This window comes from Leclercia sp. J807 (genome assembly GCF_009734465.1).
Lineage (GTDB): Bacteria > Pseudomonadota > Gammaproteobacteria > Enterobacterales > Enterobacteriaceae > Enterobacter.
In genome coordinates this window covers 2,594,643-2,614,971 of sequence record NZ_CP046446.1, presented here as the reverse complement: position 1 = coordinate 2,614,971, position 20,329 = coordinate 2,594,643, and the positions used below count along the sequence as shown (strand labels likewise).

Annotated in this window: 14 protein-coding genes and 2 pseudogenes; all 16 read left to right on the top strand. The window is 54.1% G+C overall.

The window, feature by feature from the left end; translation table 11 throughout:
• The 16 genes and pseudogenes from hcp to tssE all read left to right on the top strand — a co-directional run bounded on the left by hcp (nucleotide 1) and on the right by tssE (nucleotide 20,227).
• Entirely contained in the window at nucleotides 1-492 is a 492-nt protein-coding gene (hcp, locus tag GNG26_RS12525; RefSeq protein WP_114386690.1) for a type VI secretion system effector Hcp, read from the top strand.
• Between the two features lie 170 nt (nucleotides 493-662).
• Nucleotides 663-3,311 (top strand): annotated as a pseudogene (gene tssH, locus GNG26_RS12520) (type VI secretion system ATPase TssH).
• Entirely contained in the window at nucleotides 3,308-5,809 is a 2,502-nt protein-coding gene (locus GNG26_RS12515; RefSeq protein ID WP_156239008.1) for a type VI secretion system Vgr family protein, read from the top strand. The pseudogene tssH and the gene GNG26_RS12515 overlap by 4 nt, the downstream one beginning before the upstream one ends.
• A 3-nt stretch (nucleotides 5,810-5,812) precedes the next feature.
• The gene (locus GNG26_RS12510) at nucleotides 5,813-7,432 is read left to right on the top strand and encodes a hypothetical protein (RefSeq protein ID WP_156239007.1); all 1,620 of its coding nucleotides are present in this window, start codon (nucleotides 5,813-5,815) and stop codon (nucleotides 7,430-7,432) included.
• The gene (locus GNG26_RS12505; protein ID WP_197080093.1) at nucleotides 7,425-8,549 is read left to right on the top strand and encodes a T6SS immunity protein Tli4 family protein; all 1,125 of its coding nucleotides are present in this window, start codon (nucleotides 7,425-7,427) and stop codon (nucleotides 8,547-8,549) included. The genes GNG26_RS12510 and GNG26_RS12505 overlap by 8 nt, the downstream gene beginning before the upstream one ends.
• Nucleotides 8,550-8,663: 114 nt before the next feature.
• On the top strand, nucleotides 8,664-8,924 hold the full coding sequence (locus tag GNG26_RS12500; RefSeq protein WP_156239006.1) for a PAAR domain-containing protein: 261 nt from the start codon (nucleotides 8,664-8,666) through the stop codon (nucleotides 8,922-8,924).
• On the top strand, nucleotides 8,914-10,050 hold the full coding sequence (locus GNG26_RS12495; protein WP_231604111.1) for a hypothetical protein: 1,137 nt from the start codon (nucleotides 8,914-8,916) through the stop codon (nucleotides 10,048-10,050). The genes GNG26_RS12500 and GNG26_RS12495 overlap by 11 nt, the downstream gene beginning before the upstream one ends.
• On the top strand, nucleotides 10,047-13,496 hold the full coding sequence (locus GNG26_RS12490) for an ImcF-related family protein (protein ID WP_156239005.1): 3,450 nt from the start codon (nucleotides 10,047-10,049) through the stop codon (nucleotides 13,494-13,496). Before GNG26_RS12495 ends, GNG26_RS12490 begins: the two co-directional genes overlap by 4 nt.
• Nucleotides 13,496-15,097 (top strand): annotated as a pseudogene (gene tssA / locus GNG26_RS12485) (type VI secretion system protein TssA). Before GNG26_RS12490 ends, tssA begins: the two are co-directional and overlap by 1 nt.
• Nucleotides 15,098-15,199: 102 nt before the next feature.
• The gene (locus tag GNG26_RS12480; RefSeq protein WP_156239004.1) at nucleotides 15,200-15,559 is read left to right on the top strand and encodes a hypothetical protein; all 360 of its coding nucleotides are present in this window, start codon (nucleotides 15,200-15,202) and stop codon (nucleotides 15,557-15,559) included.
• Between the two features lie 74 nt (nucleotides 15,560-15,633).
• Complete coding sequence (locus tag GNG26_RS12475) at nucleotides 15,634-15,927, top strand: hypothetical protein (protein WP_156239003.1); 294 nt, start codon at nucleotides 15,634-15,636, stop codon at nucleotides 15,925-15,927.
• A gap of 2 nt (nucleotides 15,928-15,929) precedes the next feature.
• Nucleotides 15,930-16,358, top strand: coding sequence for a hypothetical protein (locus GNG26_RS12470; RefSeq protein WP_156239002.1), 429 nt, complete (start codon nucleotides 15,930-15,932; stop codon nucleotides 16,356-16,358).
• An 87-nt stretch (nucleotides 16,359-16,445) separates the two neighbouring features.
• The gene (gene tssF / locus GNG26_RS12465; RefSeq protein WP_156239001.1) at nucleotides 16,446-18,200 is read left to right on the top strand and encodes a type VI secretion system baseplate subunit TssF; all 1,755 of its coding nucleotides are present in this window, start codon (nucleotides 16,446-16,448) and stop codon (nucleotides 18,198-18,200) included.
• Nucleotides 18,164-19,249 carry a type VI secretion system baseplate subunit TssG gene (gene tssG, locus GNG26_RS12460; RefSeq protein WP_156239000.1) on the top strand — a complete coding sequence of 362 codons (1,086 nt, stop codon included), beginning with the start codon at nucleotides 18,164-18,166 and terminating at the stop codon, nucleotides 19,247-19,249. The genes tssF and tssG overlap by 37 nt, the downstream gene beginning before the upstream one ends.
• On the top strand, nucleotides 19,227-19,772 hold the full coding sequence (gene tssJ / locus GNG26_RS12455; protein ID WP_197080092.1) for a type VI secretion system lipoprotein TssJ: 546 nt from the start codon (nucleotides 19,227-19,229) through the stop codon (nucleotides 19,770-19,772). Before tssG ends, tssJ begins: the two co-directional genes overlap by 23 nt.
• Nucleotides 19,772-20,227 (top strand): type VI secretion system baseplate subunit TssE, encoded by a 456-nt coding sequence (gene tssE / locus GNG26_RS12450; protein ID WP_156238999.1) that lies wholly within the window; start codon nucleotides 19,772-19,774, stop codon nucleotides 20,225-20,227. Before tssJ ends, tssE begins: the two co-directional genes overlap by 1 nt.
• Nucleotides 20,228-20,329: the final 102 nt, after the last annotated feature.

Genomic DNA, 20,329 nt, shown 5'->3' with positions numbered 1-20,329 from the left:
ATGGCAATTCCTGTTTATCTGTGGCTGAAGGATGACGGCGGCGCTGACATTAAAGGTTCTGTGGACGTTCAGGATCGTGAAGGCAGCATCGAAGTTGTTGCTCAGGAACACAACCTGTACATCCCGACCGATAACAACACCGGCAAGCTGACCGGCACGCGTATCCACACCCCGTTCCTGTTCACCAAGGAAATCGACTCCTCCAGCCCGTACCTGTACAAGGCGGTGACCACCGGTCAGACCCTGAAGTCTGCGGAATTCAAGTGGTACAAAATCAACGATGCGGGTCAGGAAGTGGAGTACTTCAACACGAAACTTGAGAACGTGAAGGTGGTGAAGGTCAACCCGCTGATGCATGACATCAAGGATCCCTCCAAAGAGAAGCACAACCATCTGGAACAGATTGAGCTGCGCTACGAAAAAATCACGTGGACCTATAAAGACGGCAACATCATTCATTCCGATTCCTGGAATGAACGCGCTACCGCCTGATTTCCTGAGCAGACGGTTATCCGTCTGCTTTTTTTGCTGAATACCCGGAGGGCCGGGTATTCAGCAAAGAAAAACATAATCTGCCAGCCTGACCTTGTGCGCTTTGGGTTCCTTAAATGAGGAAAAGCGACGGGCGGTAGCGTGTCCGGAACTGATAAAGAGAGAATCTCATGGAAAATCCAGCCATCCTGTTACGCCGTCTTAATCCTTATTGTGCCCGTGCGATGGAGGGCGCTGCCTCCCTGTGCCAGACGCGCGCGCACGCGGAAATCCTGCCGGAGCACTGGCTGCTGAAACTGCTGGAGCAGGGCGAGGGCGATCTGACGGTACTGGCGCGGCGCTATGAATGGGATATGGACGCCATCTGGCAGGATTTGCTGGGGTTCATGGATTCACTGCCGCGCTCAGTGCGCAGCCGTCCGCAGCTTTCGGACGCGGTGCAGTCGTTAATGCAGGATGCCTGGCTGCGCGCCTCGCTGGCAGGGGAAGAGCACATTCGCAGCATTCACCTGCTGATGGCGCTGGTGGAAAAACAGAGCCTGGCCCGCTGCGATGGTCTGTGGCCGCTGTTAACGCTGGCCCAGAGCCAGCTGGAGCGTTTACGTCCGTTGCTGGATGCGCAGTCGGACGAGCGTCCGGAGGTGCAGCAGGAGGCTGAGATGATGCAGGGCGGTAAGGTGGAATTTGTCGGCCGGCCGGTTGATGCCGGTGTAAAAGAAGGGGAACTGAATCCGGCCCTGCAGAACGCGCTGGATAAGTTCACCCTCGACGTCACCGCCCGCGCTCACGAGGGTAAAATCGACCCGGTGTTTGGCCGGGATAATGAAATCCGCCAGATGGTGGACATTCTCTCAAGACGCCGCAAGAACAACCCGATTCTGGTGGGCGAGCCGGGTGTCGGGAAGACCGCGCTGGTGGAGGGACTGGCGCTGCGCATTGCGGAAGGCAACGTGCCGGACAGCCTGAAGCCGGTGAGCGTGCGTACCCTTGACCTTGGCCTGCTGCAGGCGGGGGCGGGTGTGAAGGGTGAGTTCGAACAGCGTCTGAAAAACATCATAGACGCGGTGCAGCAGTCGCCACTGCCGGTTCTCCTTTTCATTGACGAGGCCCACACCATTATCGGCGCAGGCAATCAGGCGGGCGGGGCGGATGCAGCCAACCTGCTGAAACCGGCCCTGGCCCGCGGTGAACTGCGCACCATCGCCGCCACCACCTGGAGCGAGTACAAGCAGTACTTCGAGCGCGACGCCGCGCTGGAGCGCCGCTTCCAGATGGTGAAGGTGGATGAGCCGGACGACGACACCGCCTGCCTGATGCTGCGCGGCCTGAAGTCCCGCTACGCACAGCACCACGGGGTGCACATTACGGATGAAGCCGTTAAAGCCGCCGTTACCCTCTCCAGGCGTTACCTCACCGGCCGTCAACTGCCGGACAAGGCGGTGGACCTGCTGGACACCGCCTCGGCGCGTATTCGCATGAGCCTTGACACCGTACCGGAACCGCTAACCCGGATGAAGGCGCAGCTCACGGCCCTGGCGATGGAAAAGCAGGCGCTGCTGGAGGATATGGCGGTGGGTAACGCCACCCACGGAGAGCGCCTGGCCGCCATAGAACAGGACGAAATCAACATTATCCTGCAGCTCGACGCGCTGGAAACGCAGTACGGCGAGGAGCTGAAACTCACGGAAGAACTGCTCGCCTGCCGCGCGGATATCTCGCGTCAGGCGGAGATTGCAGACCTGCTGAAACAGCTTGGCGCCGTGCAGCAGAATAACCCGTTGCTGGGGCTGGACGTGGACACGCGTACTGTTGCCACCGTCATTGCCGACTGGACCGGCGTGCCGCTTTCATCATTAATGAAGGACGAGCAGACAGAACTGCTGAGTCTGGAAGCCAGTTTGAGCAAACGTGTGGTGGGCCAGGAGGCGGCGCTGAACGCTATTGCGCAGCGCCTGCGCGCCTCAAAAACAGGCCTTGCGCCGGAGAATGGCCCGCAGGGCGTATTCCTGCTGACCGGCCCGAGCGGCACCGGCAAGACCGAAACCGCTTTAGCGCTTGCCGATGAACTGTTCGGCGGCGAGAAATCCCTTATCACCATCAATCTCTCCGAATACCAGGAGCCGCACACCGTCTCCCAGCTCAAGGGGTCGCCTCCGGGCTACGTCGGCTACGGCTAGGGCGGCATCCTCACCGAAGCGGTACGCAAACGTCCATACAGCGTGGTGCTGCTGGATGAAGTGGAAAAGGCGCACCGGGATGTGATGAACCTGTTCTACCAGGTGTTCGACCGCGGCTTTATGCGCGACGGCGAGGGGCGGGAAATCGACTTCCGTAACACGGTGATTTTGATGACTTCCAATCTCGGCAGCGACCATATCATGCAGATGCTGGACGAACAGCCGGAAGCCACCGAAGGTGACCTGCACGAACTGCTGCGCCCGATTTTACGCGACCACTTTCAGCCAGCCCTACTGGCCCGCTTCCAGACCGTGATTTACCGTCCGCTGGCACAAGCTGCCATGCGCAGCATCGTCGGTATGAAGCTGGCACAGGTGAGCACACGTCTGCAACGACACTACGGAATGACGACAGAGATCGGCGAAAGCCTGTATGACGCGCTGACCGCCGCCTGCCTGCTGCCGGACACCGGGGCGCGCAATATCGACAGCCTGCTTAACCAGCAAATCCTGCCGGTACTGAGCCAGCAGTTGCTGACGCATATGGCGGTAGGACAGAAGCCGCAGCACCTGACGATGGGCTGGGATGAAGAGGGGGGAATTGTGCTGGAGTTTGGCCGTGCAGAAGGAGCGTGCGCATGATCAGTAGTACTCCGATAAGATTCAGCCACAGCCATCACCTGCTTTCGGTGAAAGGTTGTGAGTCAGGGCTCGACGTACTGGCGTTTGAAGGCGATGAAGCCCTGAGCAGACCCTTCCGCTACCGTATCGAATTTACCAGCGCGGACCATGCCATCAGCAAAGAGAGGATGCTGATGAAGGCGGCTTCCCTGACGCTGCAGGCCCCGGTTGACCAGGGTTACGGCATCAAGATACAGCAGCCGGTGCGGGTGATACAGGGGGTGGTGACCGGTCTTGAGCGCCTGGGCACCTCAAAAGATGAAACCCGCTACGCGGTGACGCTTGAGCCGCGTCTGGCGCTGCTTGACCGCTCGCACCAGAACGCCATCTACCAGGACATGTCCGTCCCGCAGATTGTGGAAAAAATCCTCCGTGAACGCCACAGCATGCGCGGTCAGGATTTTCTGTTCTCGCTCACCAGAGAGTACCCGCGCCGTGAACAGGTGATGCAGTACGGTGAGGACGACCTGCACTTTATCACCCGCCTGCTGGGTGAGGTCGGTATCTGGTTCCGCTTCACCACCGACACGCGCCTGAACATCGACGTGGTGGAGTTCTGTGACAGCCAGCAGGGGTATGAGAAAGGCCTGACGCTGCCGTCGGTACCACCGTCAGGGCAGCACTCGCAGGGTGTGGACTCGGTGTGGGGGATGGAGAGTCATCATAACGTGGTGCAGAAGCAGGTCAGCACCCGCGACTATAACTATCGCCAGGCCACGGAAGACATGAACACCCGGGTGGACGCGACCCGCGGGGATGCCACCACATACGGGGATGCCTACCATTATGCCGATAACTACCTGACGCCGGGAAGCCCGTATGACCGCAATCCGGCCCCGGAGTCCGGTGCGTTTTACGCCCGCATTCGTCATGAGCGTTACCTGAATGGCCAGACGCAGACCCGGGCCATCACCAGCTGCGCGGAGCTCTCTCCGGGTATGCTGCTGAACGTCACCGGCGGGTACGAAGTGGCTGAGGTGTTTGCCCGTGGCGTGGTCATCACGGCGATGCACAGCCATGCCCGGCGTGATGAGGACTTCGGCGTCAGGTTTGACGGTATCCCGGAAAGCCCGGACTTTTGTTTCCGCCCGGCGCCGGGCTGCCGCCCGGTGATGGCCGGCACCTTACCGGCCCGCGTCACCAGCACCACCGAAAACGATACCTACGGCCATATCGACAAAGACGGCCGCTATCGCCTCAACATGCTGTTTGACCGGGACAACTGGGAGACCGGGTTCGAGAGCCTGTGGGTCCGTCAGTCCCGCCCGTACGCGGGGGACACGTACGGCCTGCACCTTCCGCTGCTGGCAGGCACCGAAGTGGCGATTGGCTTTGAGGACGGCAACCCGGACCGGCCCTACATCGCCGGCGTGCTGCATGACTCGGCGCACGGCGACCACGTCACCATCCGCAACTACAAACGTAACGTGCTGCGCACCCCGGCGAACAACAAAATCCGCCTCGACGATGAACGCGGGAAAGAGCATATCAAGGTCAGCACGGAGTACGGCGGCAAGAGTCAGCTGAATCTCGGCCACCTGGTCGACAGCGAAAAACAGAAGCGCGGGGAAGGCTTTGAGCTCAGGACCGACAGTTGGGGCGCCATCCGGGCGCAGAAAGGGATTTTTATCAGTGCTGACGGCCAGGCGAAGGCCCAGGGGCAGGTGCTGGAGATGCAGGCGGCGATGAGCCAGTTGGAGCAGGCGCGGTCACTGGTTGAATCGTTACGCAGCGCGGCAGAAGCGGCGAGGGCTGAACTGGCAGATGTGCAGACGCAGAAGGCGTTGCTGTCAGAAGCGCTGATGGATTTAAAGAAAGCGGCATTGCTGGTCTCGGCCCCGGAAGGGATAGCGCAAGTGACAGAGAAAAGCCTGCAGCAGTCGGCGGGAGACAACATCATCAGTACCAGTGGCGGGAATACCGACTTCAGTGTGCTGAAGAAGTTCACGGTGGCGGCGGGAGACGCGGTGAGTCTGTATGCGCAGAAGCTGGGGATGAAGCTGTTTGCGGGGAAAGGGAAGATGGAAATCCAGGCGCAGTCAGATGAGATAGCGCTGGATGCCCTGAAGGACATCCGTATCAGCAGCAGTGAGGGAAAACTCATCATCAGCGCGAAGAAGGAGATAGTGCTGACAAGCGGCGGGGGATATATCCGGATTGCGGACGGAACGGTGGAGTGTGCGGCACCGGACAAAATCATCGAGCGCGGGGCGGTGTGGCAGAAGTTTGGTGGGCAGAGTCTTAGTCAGGCGGCCCAGAACTGGGAGAGCAGCGAATTTGAAATGGGGCCTGAAGTGCTGTGGCCCTATTCTGAGACACCTGTAGCGGGTCAGAAAATCAGCCTGACACACAGCGATGGGACCGTGCAGGAGCTAATGACCTCTGCATCCGGTCGTGGGGAAAAGCAAAACCTGGTGGATCCTGCATCAATGCAGATAAACCTGAAGGATGAGGACTAACAGATGATTGAAGCCACTGAAAGCAATTGTGTCCTGCTGGGGTACGACAAGTTTGGTCATCCCCTCTATAAGGCCATTGCCACGCCGAAAGACAAGGAGCAATGGCTCAAACTTTATAAGATGCCGGACAGAGTCATCCCGGTTGTGTTCTTACCGGGGGTGATGGGGAGTAATTTAATGAGTCCTGACGGCAAGTCTATCTGGAAGGTAGATGGAACATGGAGCATGAAATCCTGGTTAGTGCGGGGCGCCGAGGAAAGAAAAAAATTACTGGACCCCACCAAAACCGTGGTTGATCCCAGCGGGACAATCGAGCCTGAAAGTCCGGAAGAGCGGCTGTTATTTTCATCGCGCAGAGAGAGAGGCTGGGGGGAAGTGGGGGCGATGAGCTATGGCACTTTCCTCCCCTGGCTCCAGGAAGCGCTGAACGATAACCAGACAATGTTAACAAATAAGACCAGCAAAAATGGTAGCCTGACCTTGCGTGAGAGGCTGCTGGATAAAGCATTGGGAGCCGAAACGGGTGAGAGTCCCCTGACTACTGAGGAAGTGGCGCTAAGCTATCAGTACCTCTTTCCGGTTCATGCAGTGGGCTATAACTGGCTACAGTCGAATGTGGATTCAGCTACAACGCTGGCCAAGCGTATTGAAAAGATTATTGGCGATTACAAAGCCAGCGGACGCAAATGCGAAAAGGTGATTCTGGTAACCCACTCTATGGGGGGGCTGGTTGCCCGTTACTATTCGGAACTGATGGACGGAGATTTCGGAAAGAAAAATATCCTGGGTATTGTACACGGGGTGATGCCGGATCGCGGCGCCCCGATGGCCTATAAGCGGATGAAAGCGGGTGAGGCAGGGCCGGTTGGTTTAGTGATTGGCAGTAGCGGCGCTGAATTGACCCCTGTACTGGCACAATCACCGGGTCCTTTACAGCTCCTGCCTGGCAAGGGATACGGTATGGGCTGGTTTCATGTTGAGGGCCTTAAGCAGCCTTTGCCCCAGACAGAGCCCTACACGGAAATCTACACCCAGCAATCGGCGTGGTGGGGATTATGCGAGGAACGCTTTATTAATCCTGCAAATAAAAATATGAATAAAACCCAACTGGAGCAGGATTGGCAATCATATGTAGATATTATTGATGGTAAAGTCAGAAATTTTATTGAGGGGATTGAAGGGCATTACCATGAACATACCTATGCCTTTTATGGAAATGATGGGAAGAATTATCCCTCTTATGCAGAACTGCACTGGAAGGACGTAAGTGGAAAACATACCCCGAAAGCCTACCGCTCGCTGGTCAGCGAACAGGGAGAAGTCTTCTACCCGGCGGACAAATTTAACCAGACTATCCGCTATGCAACGCTGGAAACACCGGACCAGGGTTATGTTACCCGCAAATATGAATTATTGCCTCCTGTGGAAGACGGCGACGGCACGGTGCCGGTAAGGGCGGCAGTGATTAATTCTCCGAAGTTAAAGGCCCAGCTCGGCGTGGGCGTTGACCATGAGGGGGCGTACAAATCTGACAACACCATGGATGCGCGCTGGTTTACTCTTCGCTCAATTATAAGAATTGCACAGCAGGTGAAAAATACAGGGCTTGCTTACCATGCATAAGATAAAACAAAAAGCAATGCTCCTGGGTGTCTTCATCGTAGCGGGATATGGATTGTATCAATTTTTTCGCCCTTATGACCCCTCGCCACAAACACTGACGTCATCACAGCAGGTAGCTATGAACAAGATAAACGCTGAAATGAAACCTTACTGCGTCGGGCGCTATATGCTCGACCTGCCATCCTCCTTTACGGCTTATAATGACTCTGCACCGCTGGATAACAATATCTGGGCGGCGGTGATTTCACGTCCTGAGGATACATATAAAACCTACCTGGCGACAAAGAAAATGTACCATCCGGGTTTTGTGCAGTTAATCGCATTACGTGAAAAGGCGTTACAAAGCAGTAAAACCATAGACGCCCAGGATATACCCTTTTTAAAAAAAGTCTGGCCATTACCCACTGGTATGGAAGGTGTGATTTTTGAACGGAATGATAATGGGGGGACTGCAGATTTTATTCGCATACTGGAAGGCTATTTATATACTAACGGCGTAGTTATTAAATTTCAGAAGCAGACAATTAATGATTCGAGCTCTAAATATAATGAGCAACGAAGGGGGCGACCAGCCAGAAACTATGTCGCAAGTGATGTCAGCCAGATGCAGTCGCTGATGGCGAGGATTAGCGGTAGGGATAATGACGTCATTCCGACGAAGCCTGGCTCCTGTATCACCCATGCGTTTATTGCCACCGACCCGACGGCAAGGGAACGGGAAGATATTTCTGTTGGTTTTGAAAGTAAGACACTGGAACATATTAGAATTATTCTTTCCACCGATAACTTTACCCGTGAAAAAGACACGGTGCTGGAGAGAGCTGGTGAGATAGAGAGTAACTTGTATCGTGGCCATGTGGAAAGAAAAGGGGCCTTTAATGTGAACGGGCTGCAGGCCCAGGAGTTCCTGGCAACGGGTTTACAGGCATCTCAGGACGAGCCGCGTTACAGCTTTGATATGTTCATCAATGAAATGACAGCCAGCTACAAGACCCCCAATTTTATTCTGACCCTGGAGAATGATTCCATGCCGCCAACCTCCTACAGCAAGGAGGAAATTATCGCCTTCTGGGACACGATCAGCCGTAGCGTACGCGTGCGCCCTGGCGCGTTTTAAGTATATATTTTCACACGACGCAAATTAAAAACATATCGATAATAATAAAATGAAATGATGTTTTTGTAGTAAGTCATCATATTGACGCAAATTGATTTTTAAAAAGAGGGTGATATGTCTGGAATTGTTTGTCTGGGTGATGATACCACTCATGGTGGAAAGGTTATTACCGCGTCGTCGACAATGTTTATCAATGGTATTCAGGTTGCCCTTGTCGGTGATTTAGTTTCTTGCCCGATACACGGAGTCAATCCGATAAAAGAAGGAGATTCAAGAGCATCAGAAAATGGGTTGAACGTTGTTGTTAATAACTGCGCTTGTGCCTGTGGATGCAAAGTCATTAGTTCTCACATCGAAAATACTATTGAGTCTTAATATTATGTGGCCTATCCCCAAAGTACCCGAAAAAAGTACAATTGCCAACTTGTCATACAAGCGATGGGGGATTGTTCTTATTTCTATGTTAATAATCTGTGCTGTTTTAGGTTTTTATTTTTGGAGGGGTGAGGAATATAAAAAAATAGTGTTACTCCTTCTGCTCCCGGCATTTTTCATATGGTTGTGTCTTTTTGGGGCAGCGCTAAACCGTTATGAACAGTCGAGCATTGCTCTTTCTGCCTGGAAAGAGGAAACTGATCGAACTAAGGCATTATGGCAGCACTGGAGCCGACAACAGTTGTCAGTGGTTGGAAATGTTATTCTTACTCCTGAGGACAAAGGGGCTGAGAGTTTGCTTGGGCCTTTGTCTGATATTCCAGCATATCCGGATAAAGTCAGACCGTTGTCACATTCCTGGGGTTCCATCCGTGTTTTGTGTGATATGATCGACAAACAGTTAGAGCAACAGTATCCGGGTTATCGGAAATATTTGCATACTGTTTATGTATTGCAACCCACCGGTTGGGACAAAAGTAACGTAAGCCAGATTATTCTTTCACAATGGGATTTACTTCCTGAAGTGAATTATTCCGTTGAGTGTATTGAAAAATTTCACCACAACGTTAATTTTGATGGTTTGAAATTAGTTCTTAGCTTCCAATGCTGGTTGACAGGTATGCCGAAACAATCCAGTGAAATGGTCTCTGCTCAGCTTATATCATCATCGATTTTTTCCAGACGACATGCTGTACCGGTACTTGCCGGATTAGGTCGTGTTATGCATCTGGATAATGATAACCTTGAAAAAGCTTTAGAAATGCTTTTTGAATACAATCGAATTGATAAGAATGATGTACGTCATGTCTGGCTTTCTGGTATACCTGCTGATATTACTTCAAAATTGATGCAGTATGCCGATCGATATCAGTGGAAACTTCCAGAGAAACATCCTTTTTATTTAATTGATTTTTCTTTTGGCCCTCCCGGTGAAATGGCATTCCCTGTTTCACTCGCATTGTTGGTTGACGCGGCTCAAAAGTCTGAAGCTAACCAATTATTAATTATCCAGGCATCACCTCAGTCCAGGCTGCTTTGTTTGATTACTCGGAAACATTACTTATGACCCAGGAAAAGGAATTACAGTCGGCACGTTATGGATTTTGGGGGTATCTTATTTTAATTATCGGCCTGGCTGGTATAACTGCGTTTTTGCTGTTTATTAATCAGGATGCCTTGTTTAAATATGGTCTGACATATCGCCAAATTTGGTCTGTGTGGGGTGGTGTGTTTGGTTTTTTATTTTTAGGCTCTGTTTGCTCTCCTTTTTATTGGCGATGGAAGCAAAGAAAAAAACAACTTATTTATTTACCGCCGGATTTATCTGGAACTGAAGCTAAAACGATTCCTGATGTGATGACAACCATCACAGATTATACTGATTTAAAACAGCACCTTAATCTTCGTTATAGATTGCTATGGTGGCGTAAAGTCCGCCTGCTGCTGGTCACCGGCGACGAGTCTGCAATCGAACAACTGGCACCCGGCCTGCAACGGCAGCAGTGGCTTGAAGGCAACCGTACCGTTCTGATTTACGGCGGCAGCCTGGCATCGGAGCCCGACCGCGAAAAATACACCGCGCTGCGTAAACTGCGTCGCGGACGCCCGCTGGACGGCATTATCCGTGTACTGCCTCAGTCGCTTAATCTGACCCCACAAATAAGTGACAACGATTTACGCGGCCTGGAAAAAATCAGCGAATTACTGCATTATTCCGCCCCGGTCTGGCTGTGGCAGCTGTGCGACAGCAACTGGTCGCAGGGTACGCGACCTGAGCAGGCGGTAGGCGCTAGCTTCCCGCTGCGTGCAAAACAAGACGATGTTATCCGCCAGCTTGAGCGGATCTTGCCAGCCCTGCGGGCGCAGGGGATGAGTCAGGTCGCGGAAAACAACAGCCACGACTTTCTGCTGCGCCTGGGCCGGCATCTTAAAGACGGCGCTATCGCCCGCTGGGCTCAGCAGCTGGTGCCGTGGCTGTATACCTCCCAGCAACGCGTTCCGCTGCGTGGACTGATGTTCAGCCTGCCGGCTAATAAACCTGCCGGTACGTCAGAGGGAACAGCCGGGGCTGAGAAATATCTTCCGGAATCACAGCGCCATGCCCTGGCTCTGCCAGTAATCTGGCAGGGAATTGTTGACGACTGCACCCGCGTGCGTGGCCGCCGTGTCGGTATGGCGTGGGAGCAGACACTTGCCTGGACACTGATGGCTATTATTGGTGTCTGGGGGGCGGGAACGCTGCTGTCGTTTGCGGTTAACCGCCAGCAGATAGTCGCCGTCGCCGGACAGGCCCATTCTCTGGTGACGCACCCTTCCGTATCGGATGACCAGCTGACGGCCCTGCATACCCTGCGTAATGATGCCGGCCGCCTGAAGCATCACATTCAGGACGGTGCTCCATGGTATCAGCGCTTTGGTCTGGACCATAACCAGCAGTTGCTTGATGCGATGCTGCCCTGGTACGGCGTGGCGAACCACCGCCTGATACGCGATCCGGCAAATGCAGCCCTCAGGCAAAAACTCAGTGCGCTGGTAAACACTCCACCCAACAGCGACCAGCGGGCACAGCTGGCCAGACCGGGTTATGACCAGCTGAAAACCTGGCTGATGATGGCCCGCCCGGATAAAGCCGATGGCGCATTCTACGCCCAGACCATGAAAACCGTGCAGCCGACGCGGACGGGTATTTCCAGCGGCCTGTGGCAAAGTCTGGCGCCGGATTTGTGGGCCTTCTACATTGAAGAACTGCCTGCGCAACCACAGTGGAAAATCCCCCCGGATACACAGCTGGTCAGCCAGAGCCGCCAGGTATTATTGCAGCAGATAGGACGGCGCAACGCGGAAAGTACCCTGTATGAGAACATGCTCAAATCGGTGCGCCGTAACTTTGCCGATGTCTCGCTGGAGGACATGACCAGTGGCACCGATGCCCGCCGTCTGTTCACCACTGATGAGGTTGTGCCGGGTATGTTCACCCGCCAGGCATGGGAAGGGGGGATTCAGCAGGCCATTGAAAAAGCCGCAAACTCCCGCCGGGATGAGATTGACTGGGTGCTGAGCGATTCCCATAAGGCAGTATCTGCCGACCTGTCACCGGAAGCGCTGAAAGCGCGTCTGACCCAGCGTTACTTCACCGATTTTGCCGGCAGCTGGTTGAGCTTCCTCAACAGCCTGCGGCTTAACCCGGCGAACAATATTGCGGATGTTACAGACCAGCTGACGCTGATGAGTGATGTCCGCCAGTCACCACTGATTGCCCTGATGAACACTCTCGCCTGGCAGGGGCAGACCGGCCAGCAAAGGGAAGGCCTTTCGGACTCCATCATCAAATCGGCTAAAGATCTTGTCGGCAGACAGGACAAACCTGCGATTGACCAGTCAGCGTCAGGCCCACAGGGGCCACTGGATGAAACCTTTGGCCCGCTGCTTCAGCTTCTGGGTAAAAACAAAAGCAGTAACGTGATGTCGGCGGATAACTCCCTGAGCCTGCAGACGTATCTGACCCGTATCACCCGCGTACGCTTGCGCCTGCAACAGGTAGCCGGTGCCTCTGATCCGCAGGAGATGATGCAGACCCTGGCGCAGACTGTATTCCAGGGCAAAAGCGTGGATCTGACCGACACCCGGCAATACGGCAGTCTGATTTGGGCAAGCCTTGGCGAAGAGTGGAGCGGTTTTGGTAACACGATGTTTGTGCAGCCACTGACTCAGGCCTGGGAGACCGTGCTTCAGCCGTCGGCGGCGAGCCTGAATGATAAATGGAGCCGCTCGATCGTTGCGAACTGGCATACGGCATTTGACGGACGCTTCCCATTCGCCGCGAGTAAAAGTGATGCTTCCCTGCCGATGCTGGCTGAATTTGTGCGTAAGGACAGCGGACGTGTTGAACGCTTTCTGACAACGGAGCTGAGCGGTGTGCTACACAAGGAGGGAAGCCAGTGGGTGCCGGATAAGGTCAACAGCCAAGGGCTGAGCTTTAACCCGGCCTTCCTGCGAGCTATTAACCAGCTGAGCCAGCTGTCGGATATTTTGTTTACCGACGGCAGCCAGGGTATCAGCTTCGAGCTGCAGGCGCGTCCGGTACCGCAGGTGGTGGAAACGCAACTGACCATTGATGGACAAAAGCTGCACTACTTTAACCAGATGGCTGACTGGCAGTCCTTCCGCTGGCCGGGGGACACTTACAAGCCAGGGACCATGCTGACATGGACCACGGTCAACGCCGGCGCGCGTCTTTTCGGGGACTACAGCGGTACCTGGGGTTTTATTCGCTGGCTGGATCAGGGCAGGCGCCAGCAACTTGACCGCAGCCAGTGGATGATGAACTTCACTGCGCCGGATGGTCGCACCCTGCAGTGGGTGCTGCGCTCACAGCTGGGCAGCGGTCCACTGGCGTTACTGGCACTGCGCGGCTTCACGCTGCCAGACCAGATATTCAGCGTTGACAGCGCAGCCACGGCTCAGGCGCTGATGGTCAACACCGGAAACAGTGACATGGATGGAGTCGAATAATGAGTACTTTGCAGAATCTGGTAGCCGCCTGTCAGGCTGACGAAGCTCAGCTGAGGCAACAGGCGCGGGCACGTACGGAAAACTGGCAGCCCTGGCTTGCTCCAGTAAGTGATACCAGTCCGACCGGAGAAGATCCGGGATATGACGATGATTTTCAGCGCATCCGTGAGGAGGTCAATAAGCTCTCTGGCATTGATACCGGGCTGATATGCACGCTTGCCGAAAAGCTGCTGACCCGTACTGCCAAAGATATCCGGATTGCAACCTATTATTGTTGGGCACGTCTGCACAAGGATGGAGAAACCGGCTTTGCCGAAGGGCTTGAGTTACTTGCTGGATTACTGCAGCGCTATGGCATGCAGCTTCACCCGCAGCGTGACCGCAGTCGCAAGGCCGCGCTGGAGTGGCTCGCCGGCTCCCGTGTGCTCGACAGCCTGTCACGTTGGCCGGAAGTGGTACGAGATGATGCTCTGCACACTGCCGGTGCACTACTCCTCATCCGCGACAGCCTGGAAACAGAGCTGGAAGCATCACGTCCGGAGATGACTGCGCTTTACAGTGCGCTGGAGTCCCGCCTGATGAAAGGCGGTGGTGTTGATGCGGTTGTACCGCAGAACGCCAGCAGTCAGACACATGCGCAGCCGTCATCCCACACAACAGAACAGGATGCGCCAGTGCTTAGCCGTATCACCTCCGGTCAGGATTTACTGGCTCAGGCCCGTACTCTGACGGAGTATCTCCGTCAACAACCCGATGGCTGGCTTGCCTCCCACCGGCTGATGAAAAGTCTGCGCCATGACACGCTGAGTGCTATCCCGGTACCAGATGCAGAAGGCAAAACGCGCATCGAACCGCCCCGGGCCGATCAGCGGGCCATGCTCAAACGTCTGTATTTGCAGCAGAGCTGGCTGGAGATACTGGAGCAGGCGGACAGCACCTTCTCGCGTGGCGCCAACCACCTCTGGCTGGATTTGCAGTGGTATATCCATCAGGCCCTGGTGAAGTCGGGATAAGATGTGCTGGCCGACATTATCACCGCCGACCTGAAAGGGCTGCTGCGCCGTCTTACTGGACTTGAAACGCTGGCTTTCAATGACGGTACGCCGTTTGCCGATGAGGTTACTTTGAACTGGATAAACCAGAGCGTGCTGGACGATATGTCCGGCTGGCGCGATGAGACGGTCAGTACTGCTAGTGAGACGGACAACGATATTCTTGCCCTCGAGCCGGAAGCGCTGGAGAAAGCGGACACGGATGGTCTGGATGTCACACTTCACTGGCTACAGACACGCCCGGGCAACGACTCTATAAAAGACAAATGGTTGCTGCGCCTGCTGATGGCCCGTGTGGCCGAGCAGAAGGGTAAGAATGAACTCGCCCTGCATCTACTGGGCGAACTCGACGGTGCAGCACAGTCAATCACTCTCACGCAGTGGGCACCGGCGCTGTTGTTTGAAGTGAAATCTCGCCGGCTCAGACTGCTGCGCATGAAAGCCGCCCGCAGCGAAACCGATAAGTCACGGCTTCAGCCTGAGATGGATTTGCTTCTGTCCGGTCTGATTGCGCTCGATCCGGCAAGCAGTGCGGTGCTATGTGGGTGACCAGGACTGGATTCAGCGATAAGGAAAAACGTATGCCAGCAAAATACGCTCGGCGAAGTATATGAAATACTGTCATCATGGGGATTTTACAAAAATGGTTGGGTGGAGCTGACACAAAGTCAGCCGGGACAGATTACAGTAAATTATGGCTTGGGTATTAAAGATGCCATTACAACAACCATGCTTATTGCCGACTTAAAACTGTATAATATTAAATCTACGGTGTACGTAAATAAAAATGGGACTGAACTCATAAAACTTACTGGATATGCAGGGATACGAAAAATATTAAACGCACCTGTATATGCTCTTAAAAATCCCAAGATCGTCAGCCTGGGAATTGGGAAGTTTGGTGTTAGAAGTACCATAGTAGAAGGCACTGTTATAACGTTTTATTTCGCTCTCGCGTATCGTACCATTGATTTCATAATGAATGATGATACAGTCTGGCTGAATTTATAGGCTCGCTGGCGACAGATGCCGTAAAGATCGGTATTGCGTCTGCTGTCAGTTGGGGGGCCGGTGCTTTATTGACAATGACTCCATTTGTTATTGGCCCACTCGTGGCTGTCGTGCTTGTTGGTCTCGGTGCAAGCATCGCATTGAACATACTGGACGATCACTCTAAGGTCACTGATAAGCTCGTTGAATTGATTGAGAATGCACAGCAGGAGTTTGTTGATAAAGCTCGCGAAATCGAGGACGGATTCTGGGATCTTGGAGCTATGTATCTGGATGGGATGCTACGGACCGGGAGAGAATTCGTAATTGCAGAAACCAGGAAATATCTGCGCGAAACGCTACAAGAAATTATTCCACTGGATTATTGATAATGTATTCTTTTAAACAACGTGTAATTGCATTTTTCGGGGTGGTAATTTTCCTGGTGGTTTCCGTCGGGATTTCATATCTTGGTATTTTTAAGTTGCGTGAATACCTTTCTTACCCCGATGTCATTAACTTCTCATTTTGGGTGGTTTTTGCTGCTGCATTTTGCTTTTTTTTCTCACCTTTATTGGCGATGATCTTCCCCGTTATTGCTACCGGGAAACAAATAACCGTTACATCGGGCAAAAAATTGCTGAAAACCACGTTTATCATCTTAGGGCTAACTATCCTCGGAATGTTTATCTTTTCAGAAAGATACACGAAATCTTTAATGCATAAAGGTTACACAGAATGCCAAGGGATCCCTTCGGGTTGGATGCCTGGTATGGCAAAAAAATATGCTATAGAGCCGTCCCTTTGTACTCAGCATTGATGGTTCTCTTTTCTATATGATTACCCGTGCCAGACTCCCGTAGTCTGCTTCAGTGTTTAACATGCAGCAATTTTAAGCAGAATAAATATGGATGATTTAACCCTGCGTTATTATGACGCTGAAATGCGCTACCTGCTTGAGGCCGGAGAAGAGTTTGCCCGTGCTCACCCTGAGCAGGCGGCAATGCTCAACCTCGATAAAGCTGGCGCGCGCGACCCGTACGTGGAACGTTTGTTCGAAGGCTTCGCCTTCCTGATGGGGCGCCTGCGTGAGAAGCTTGATGATGACCTGCCTGAACTGACCGAGGGGCTGGTCAGCCTCTTATGGCCACATTACCTGCGCACCATTCCCTCGATGTCAGTGGTGGAGTTCACTCCCGACTGGCGCGAGATGAAAGAGCAGATGCGTATTGTTAAAGGCTTTGAAGTAAATTCGCGGCCGATCGGAGAGAAGGGCACGCGCTGCCGGTATACCACCACCAAAGAGATCATCCTTCAGCCGTTATCGCTGGAGCACGCCCGCCTGTCAACCGACCCTGACGGGCGTTCGGTTATCAGCCTGCGCTTCAACTGCAGCCATCTTACCGACTGGAGTCGTGTCGATCTCAGCCAGATCCCGTTCTACTTCAACGCTGACGCACCACTGGCCTGCGCCATGCATGAAGCCTTTACCATGAACACTGCGCGCCTGTGGTTGCGGATGCCGGGTGATACGGACAGAAGACCGATTGACGGGTATTTTACCGCGCTGGGATTTGGCGACGACGACGACCTGTGGCCGAGAGGCGGCAGCAGTTTCAGCGGCTATCAATTGCTGCTGGAGTACTTCACCTTCCGTGAAAAATTTATGTTCACCGGCCTGCGCGGGCTGGAAGGCGTGGTTTTCCCGGCTGAGCTCCCCTGGTTTGAAATCGACGTGGTGCTGGCTGAGCGCTGGGAGCATGATTTCAGCTTTACCGAAAAACATCTTCGCCTGAACTGCGTACCGGTGATCAACCTGTTTCCGTTGGAATCCGATCCACTGACACTGAATTCACTGCAGACCGAATACATGCTGCGCCCGATGCGTGTGCAGGATGGGCATACCGAGATTTACGCCGTGGACTCGGTGATGTCCTCAAGCCAGCATACGTACGTGCCGTTTTCCAGCTTCCGCCATAAAGGCGGGATGATGCGCCACGAAGCGCCGGAATATTACTACCACACGCGCGTGCGGCGCGGTCCGTCAGGGCTGCATAACACCTGGCTTATTCTCGGTGGCGAAGCGTTTGATAACCACACGGTGCCGGAAGACGAAAGTCTGTCGCTGACGCTCACCGGCACTAATGGCCAGTTGCCACGACGTGCGCTGCAAAGCACCGTGCTTGATACGGTGATGAAAACCACCTCGGTCAGCATCGCCGTGCGTAACCTGTGTGCGCCGACGCTGCCCTGCTACCCACCGGCACAGGACCGTTTTCACTGGCGTGTGCTGAGCCACCTTGGTAGCGGGTTCCTGTCGATGATGGATAACGCCGATGTGCTGCGCGGCACATTGGCGCTGTACGAGTGGACCGACAGCGAGATGAACCGCCGTCGCCTTGAGGCCATCATTGACGTGAAGCACAGCGAAACCGAGCGCTTTGAGCAGGGCTACCTGGTACGTGGTGTGCAGATTGAGGTGACGCTGGACAGTCACGGCTTTGCAGGGCGTGGCGACATCTGTCTGTTTGGCGAGATGCTGAGTCGTTTCTTTGCGCTCTACACCGATATCTACCTGTTTAATCGCCTGATTATCATCCTGCAACCAACCGGAGAGCGCCTGGAATGGGAAGAAAAGCACAACCGCCGCATTCCCGGCTGACCCCGCGGCTGGAAGCCGACCTGCACCGCATAAACTTTTATCGGTTCTGTCAGTTGCTGGAGAAATGTAATCCGGACAGACCGCTGATGGGATCGACCTGCCATCCCGCAGATGACCCGGTACGCTTTGCACCGCATCCGGGGATGGGATTCCCGGCCAGCGAACTCAAGGCTGTCGAATATGACGAAGACGATAACAGCAAGCCTCCGGTTATCCGCACAACCTTTATGGGGATGTACGGTGTCGATTCCCCCTTGCCGACGGCCTATCTCGATGACATCACCCAACATCGGGAAGGGCATGACGCGCTGCAGGGCTTTCTGGATATCTTCAGTCACCGCATCCTGACGCAGTTCTATCGCATCTGGCGAAAATATTCCTACCCGGCCACCTTCGAGCCCGGCGGGACCGACAGCATTTCACAGTCGCTGCTGGGCCTGGTGGGACTGGGAATACCGGGAACCGCAAAGCATATCGCGACTCCAGTATCCCGTTTTCTGTCGCTGCTTGGCGTTTTGCAGCAGCCTGGAAAAACCCAGGAGGGGATACAGGCACTGGTGAGCCTGCTGGCACCCAATACCACAGTAAAAGTGAGTCCGTATTGCCTGCGTCCGGTGGAGGTCAGTCAGCCACTGGGCTTTTACGGTGATAACGATTTTCTGCTGGACGGGAATACGCCGCTTGGCGACGAGGCGATGGATGCCAACAGCCAGCTGCTGATTGCACTGTTTACCGATAACGAACATGAGTCGCAGGGCTGGAAGCCGGATGGACTGCTGTACCAGGATTTTCTGGTGATGCTGCGTGTCTACCTCGGCTGGCGTTTCAAGGCAAAAATCACCCTGACCACTCTGACTCGCCTGCTGGCCGTTCCGCCGCTCGGCGAAGGACCTTTCTGGCTCGGCATGAATGGCGTGCTGGGGGCAGATGAGGGTGAGAGTGCTGACGATATCCCGCAGACTTTTACGACGGAACTGGGCTATTACACAGGCCTGCAACCTGCAACATTACAACAAGGAAATCGACGTGTTACGTACAAATTTGATTAAACCCGCGTGCTGGCTACCTGCAATGCTGGCGTTCAGCCTGACGGGCTGTGGGGTGACGCAGAGCGTCGCAGATGGCACCAAATCGGTCTATACGGCGGTGTTTTATAAGAAGATTAAGGTGCTGCATCTGGATTTTACAGCCCGTGAAGCACTGAACACGGATTCCCGGGAGAATAACTCTCTGTCTGAGCCGGTGGTGGTCCGTGTCTACCAGCTGAAAGATCGCAAAACGTTCGACAAAACTGTCTATCAGCAGTTGCTCAAGGACGGCGAAACGATCCTACAAGCCGACCTGCTGGCGAACCGTGACGTGGTGGTAAAACCGGGCGGGGATGCGAATCTTAATATGCCAATGGAAGAAGGCGCGCAGTTTGTCGCAGTGGTTGGACTGTTCCGCCATCCGGATATGGTCAACAACACCTGGAAGCAGGTTCTCAAACGTGAAGATCTCGATCCGGATAAACCCCGTATTCTGGAAGCCGGGAATAACCATCTGGTATTACAACCGTTGAAGGATCACTGATGCCACAGGGACACAACATGCCATCGCTATATGAAATGCTGAGTGGCAATTTCTCCGGTGGCCTGAGCCTGCATCAGGTCAGTGAGCAGAACCAGGTGATTTTATCCGTTCTTGATAACATGCAGCGCGTACTCAACTGCCGCGCAGGTACGCTGGCGCACCTGCCGGATTATGGTTTGCCGGATATGACTAAAATTCTGCAGGGGATGCCGGGCACGGCGCATGAACTGATGGGGATCTTATCGTCGGTATTGCTTAAGTACGAGCCCCGACTTAAGAGAATCGATGTGGTTCTGCTTGAGCAAGATATTCCCGGTGAACTGCGTTATGCCATTGATGCTGAACTGAAGGGTATTGGCCTGGTACGCTACGGCACGGAATTTCTGCCTGAAGGGCGCGTGCTGATACGTCATCTCAAACAGCAGCAATATCTTGATACCCGGACCCGCCTCTAATCTTCTGACGGACAGTAAAAGCATGTCGGCAAAATCGCGATTTTAAAAAACTGCAGGAGCTACACCCGCACAACGTAGCCTTTAACACTCAGGTGGAAATCC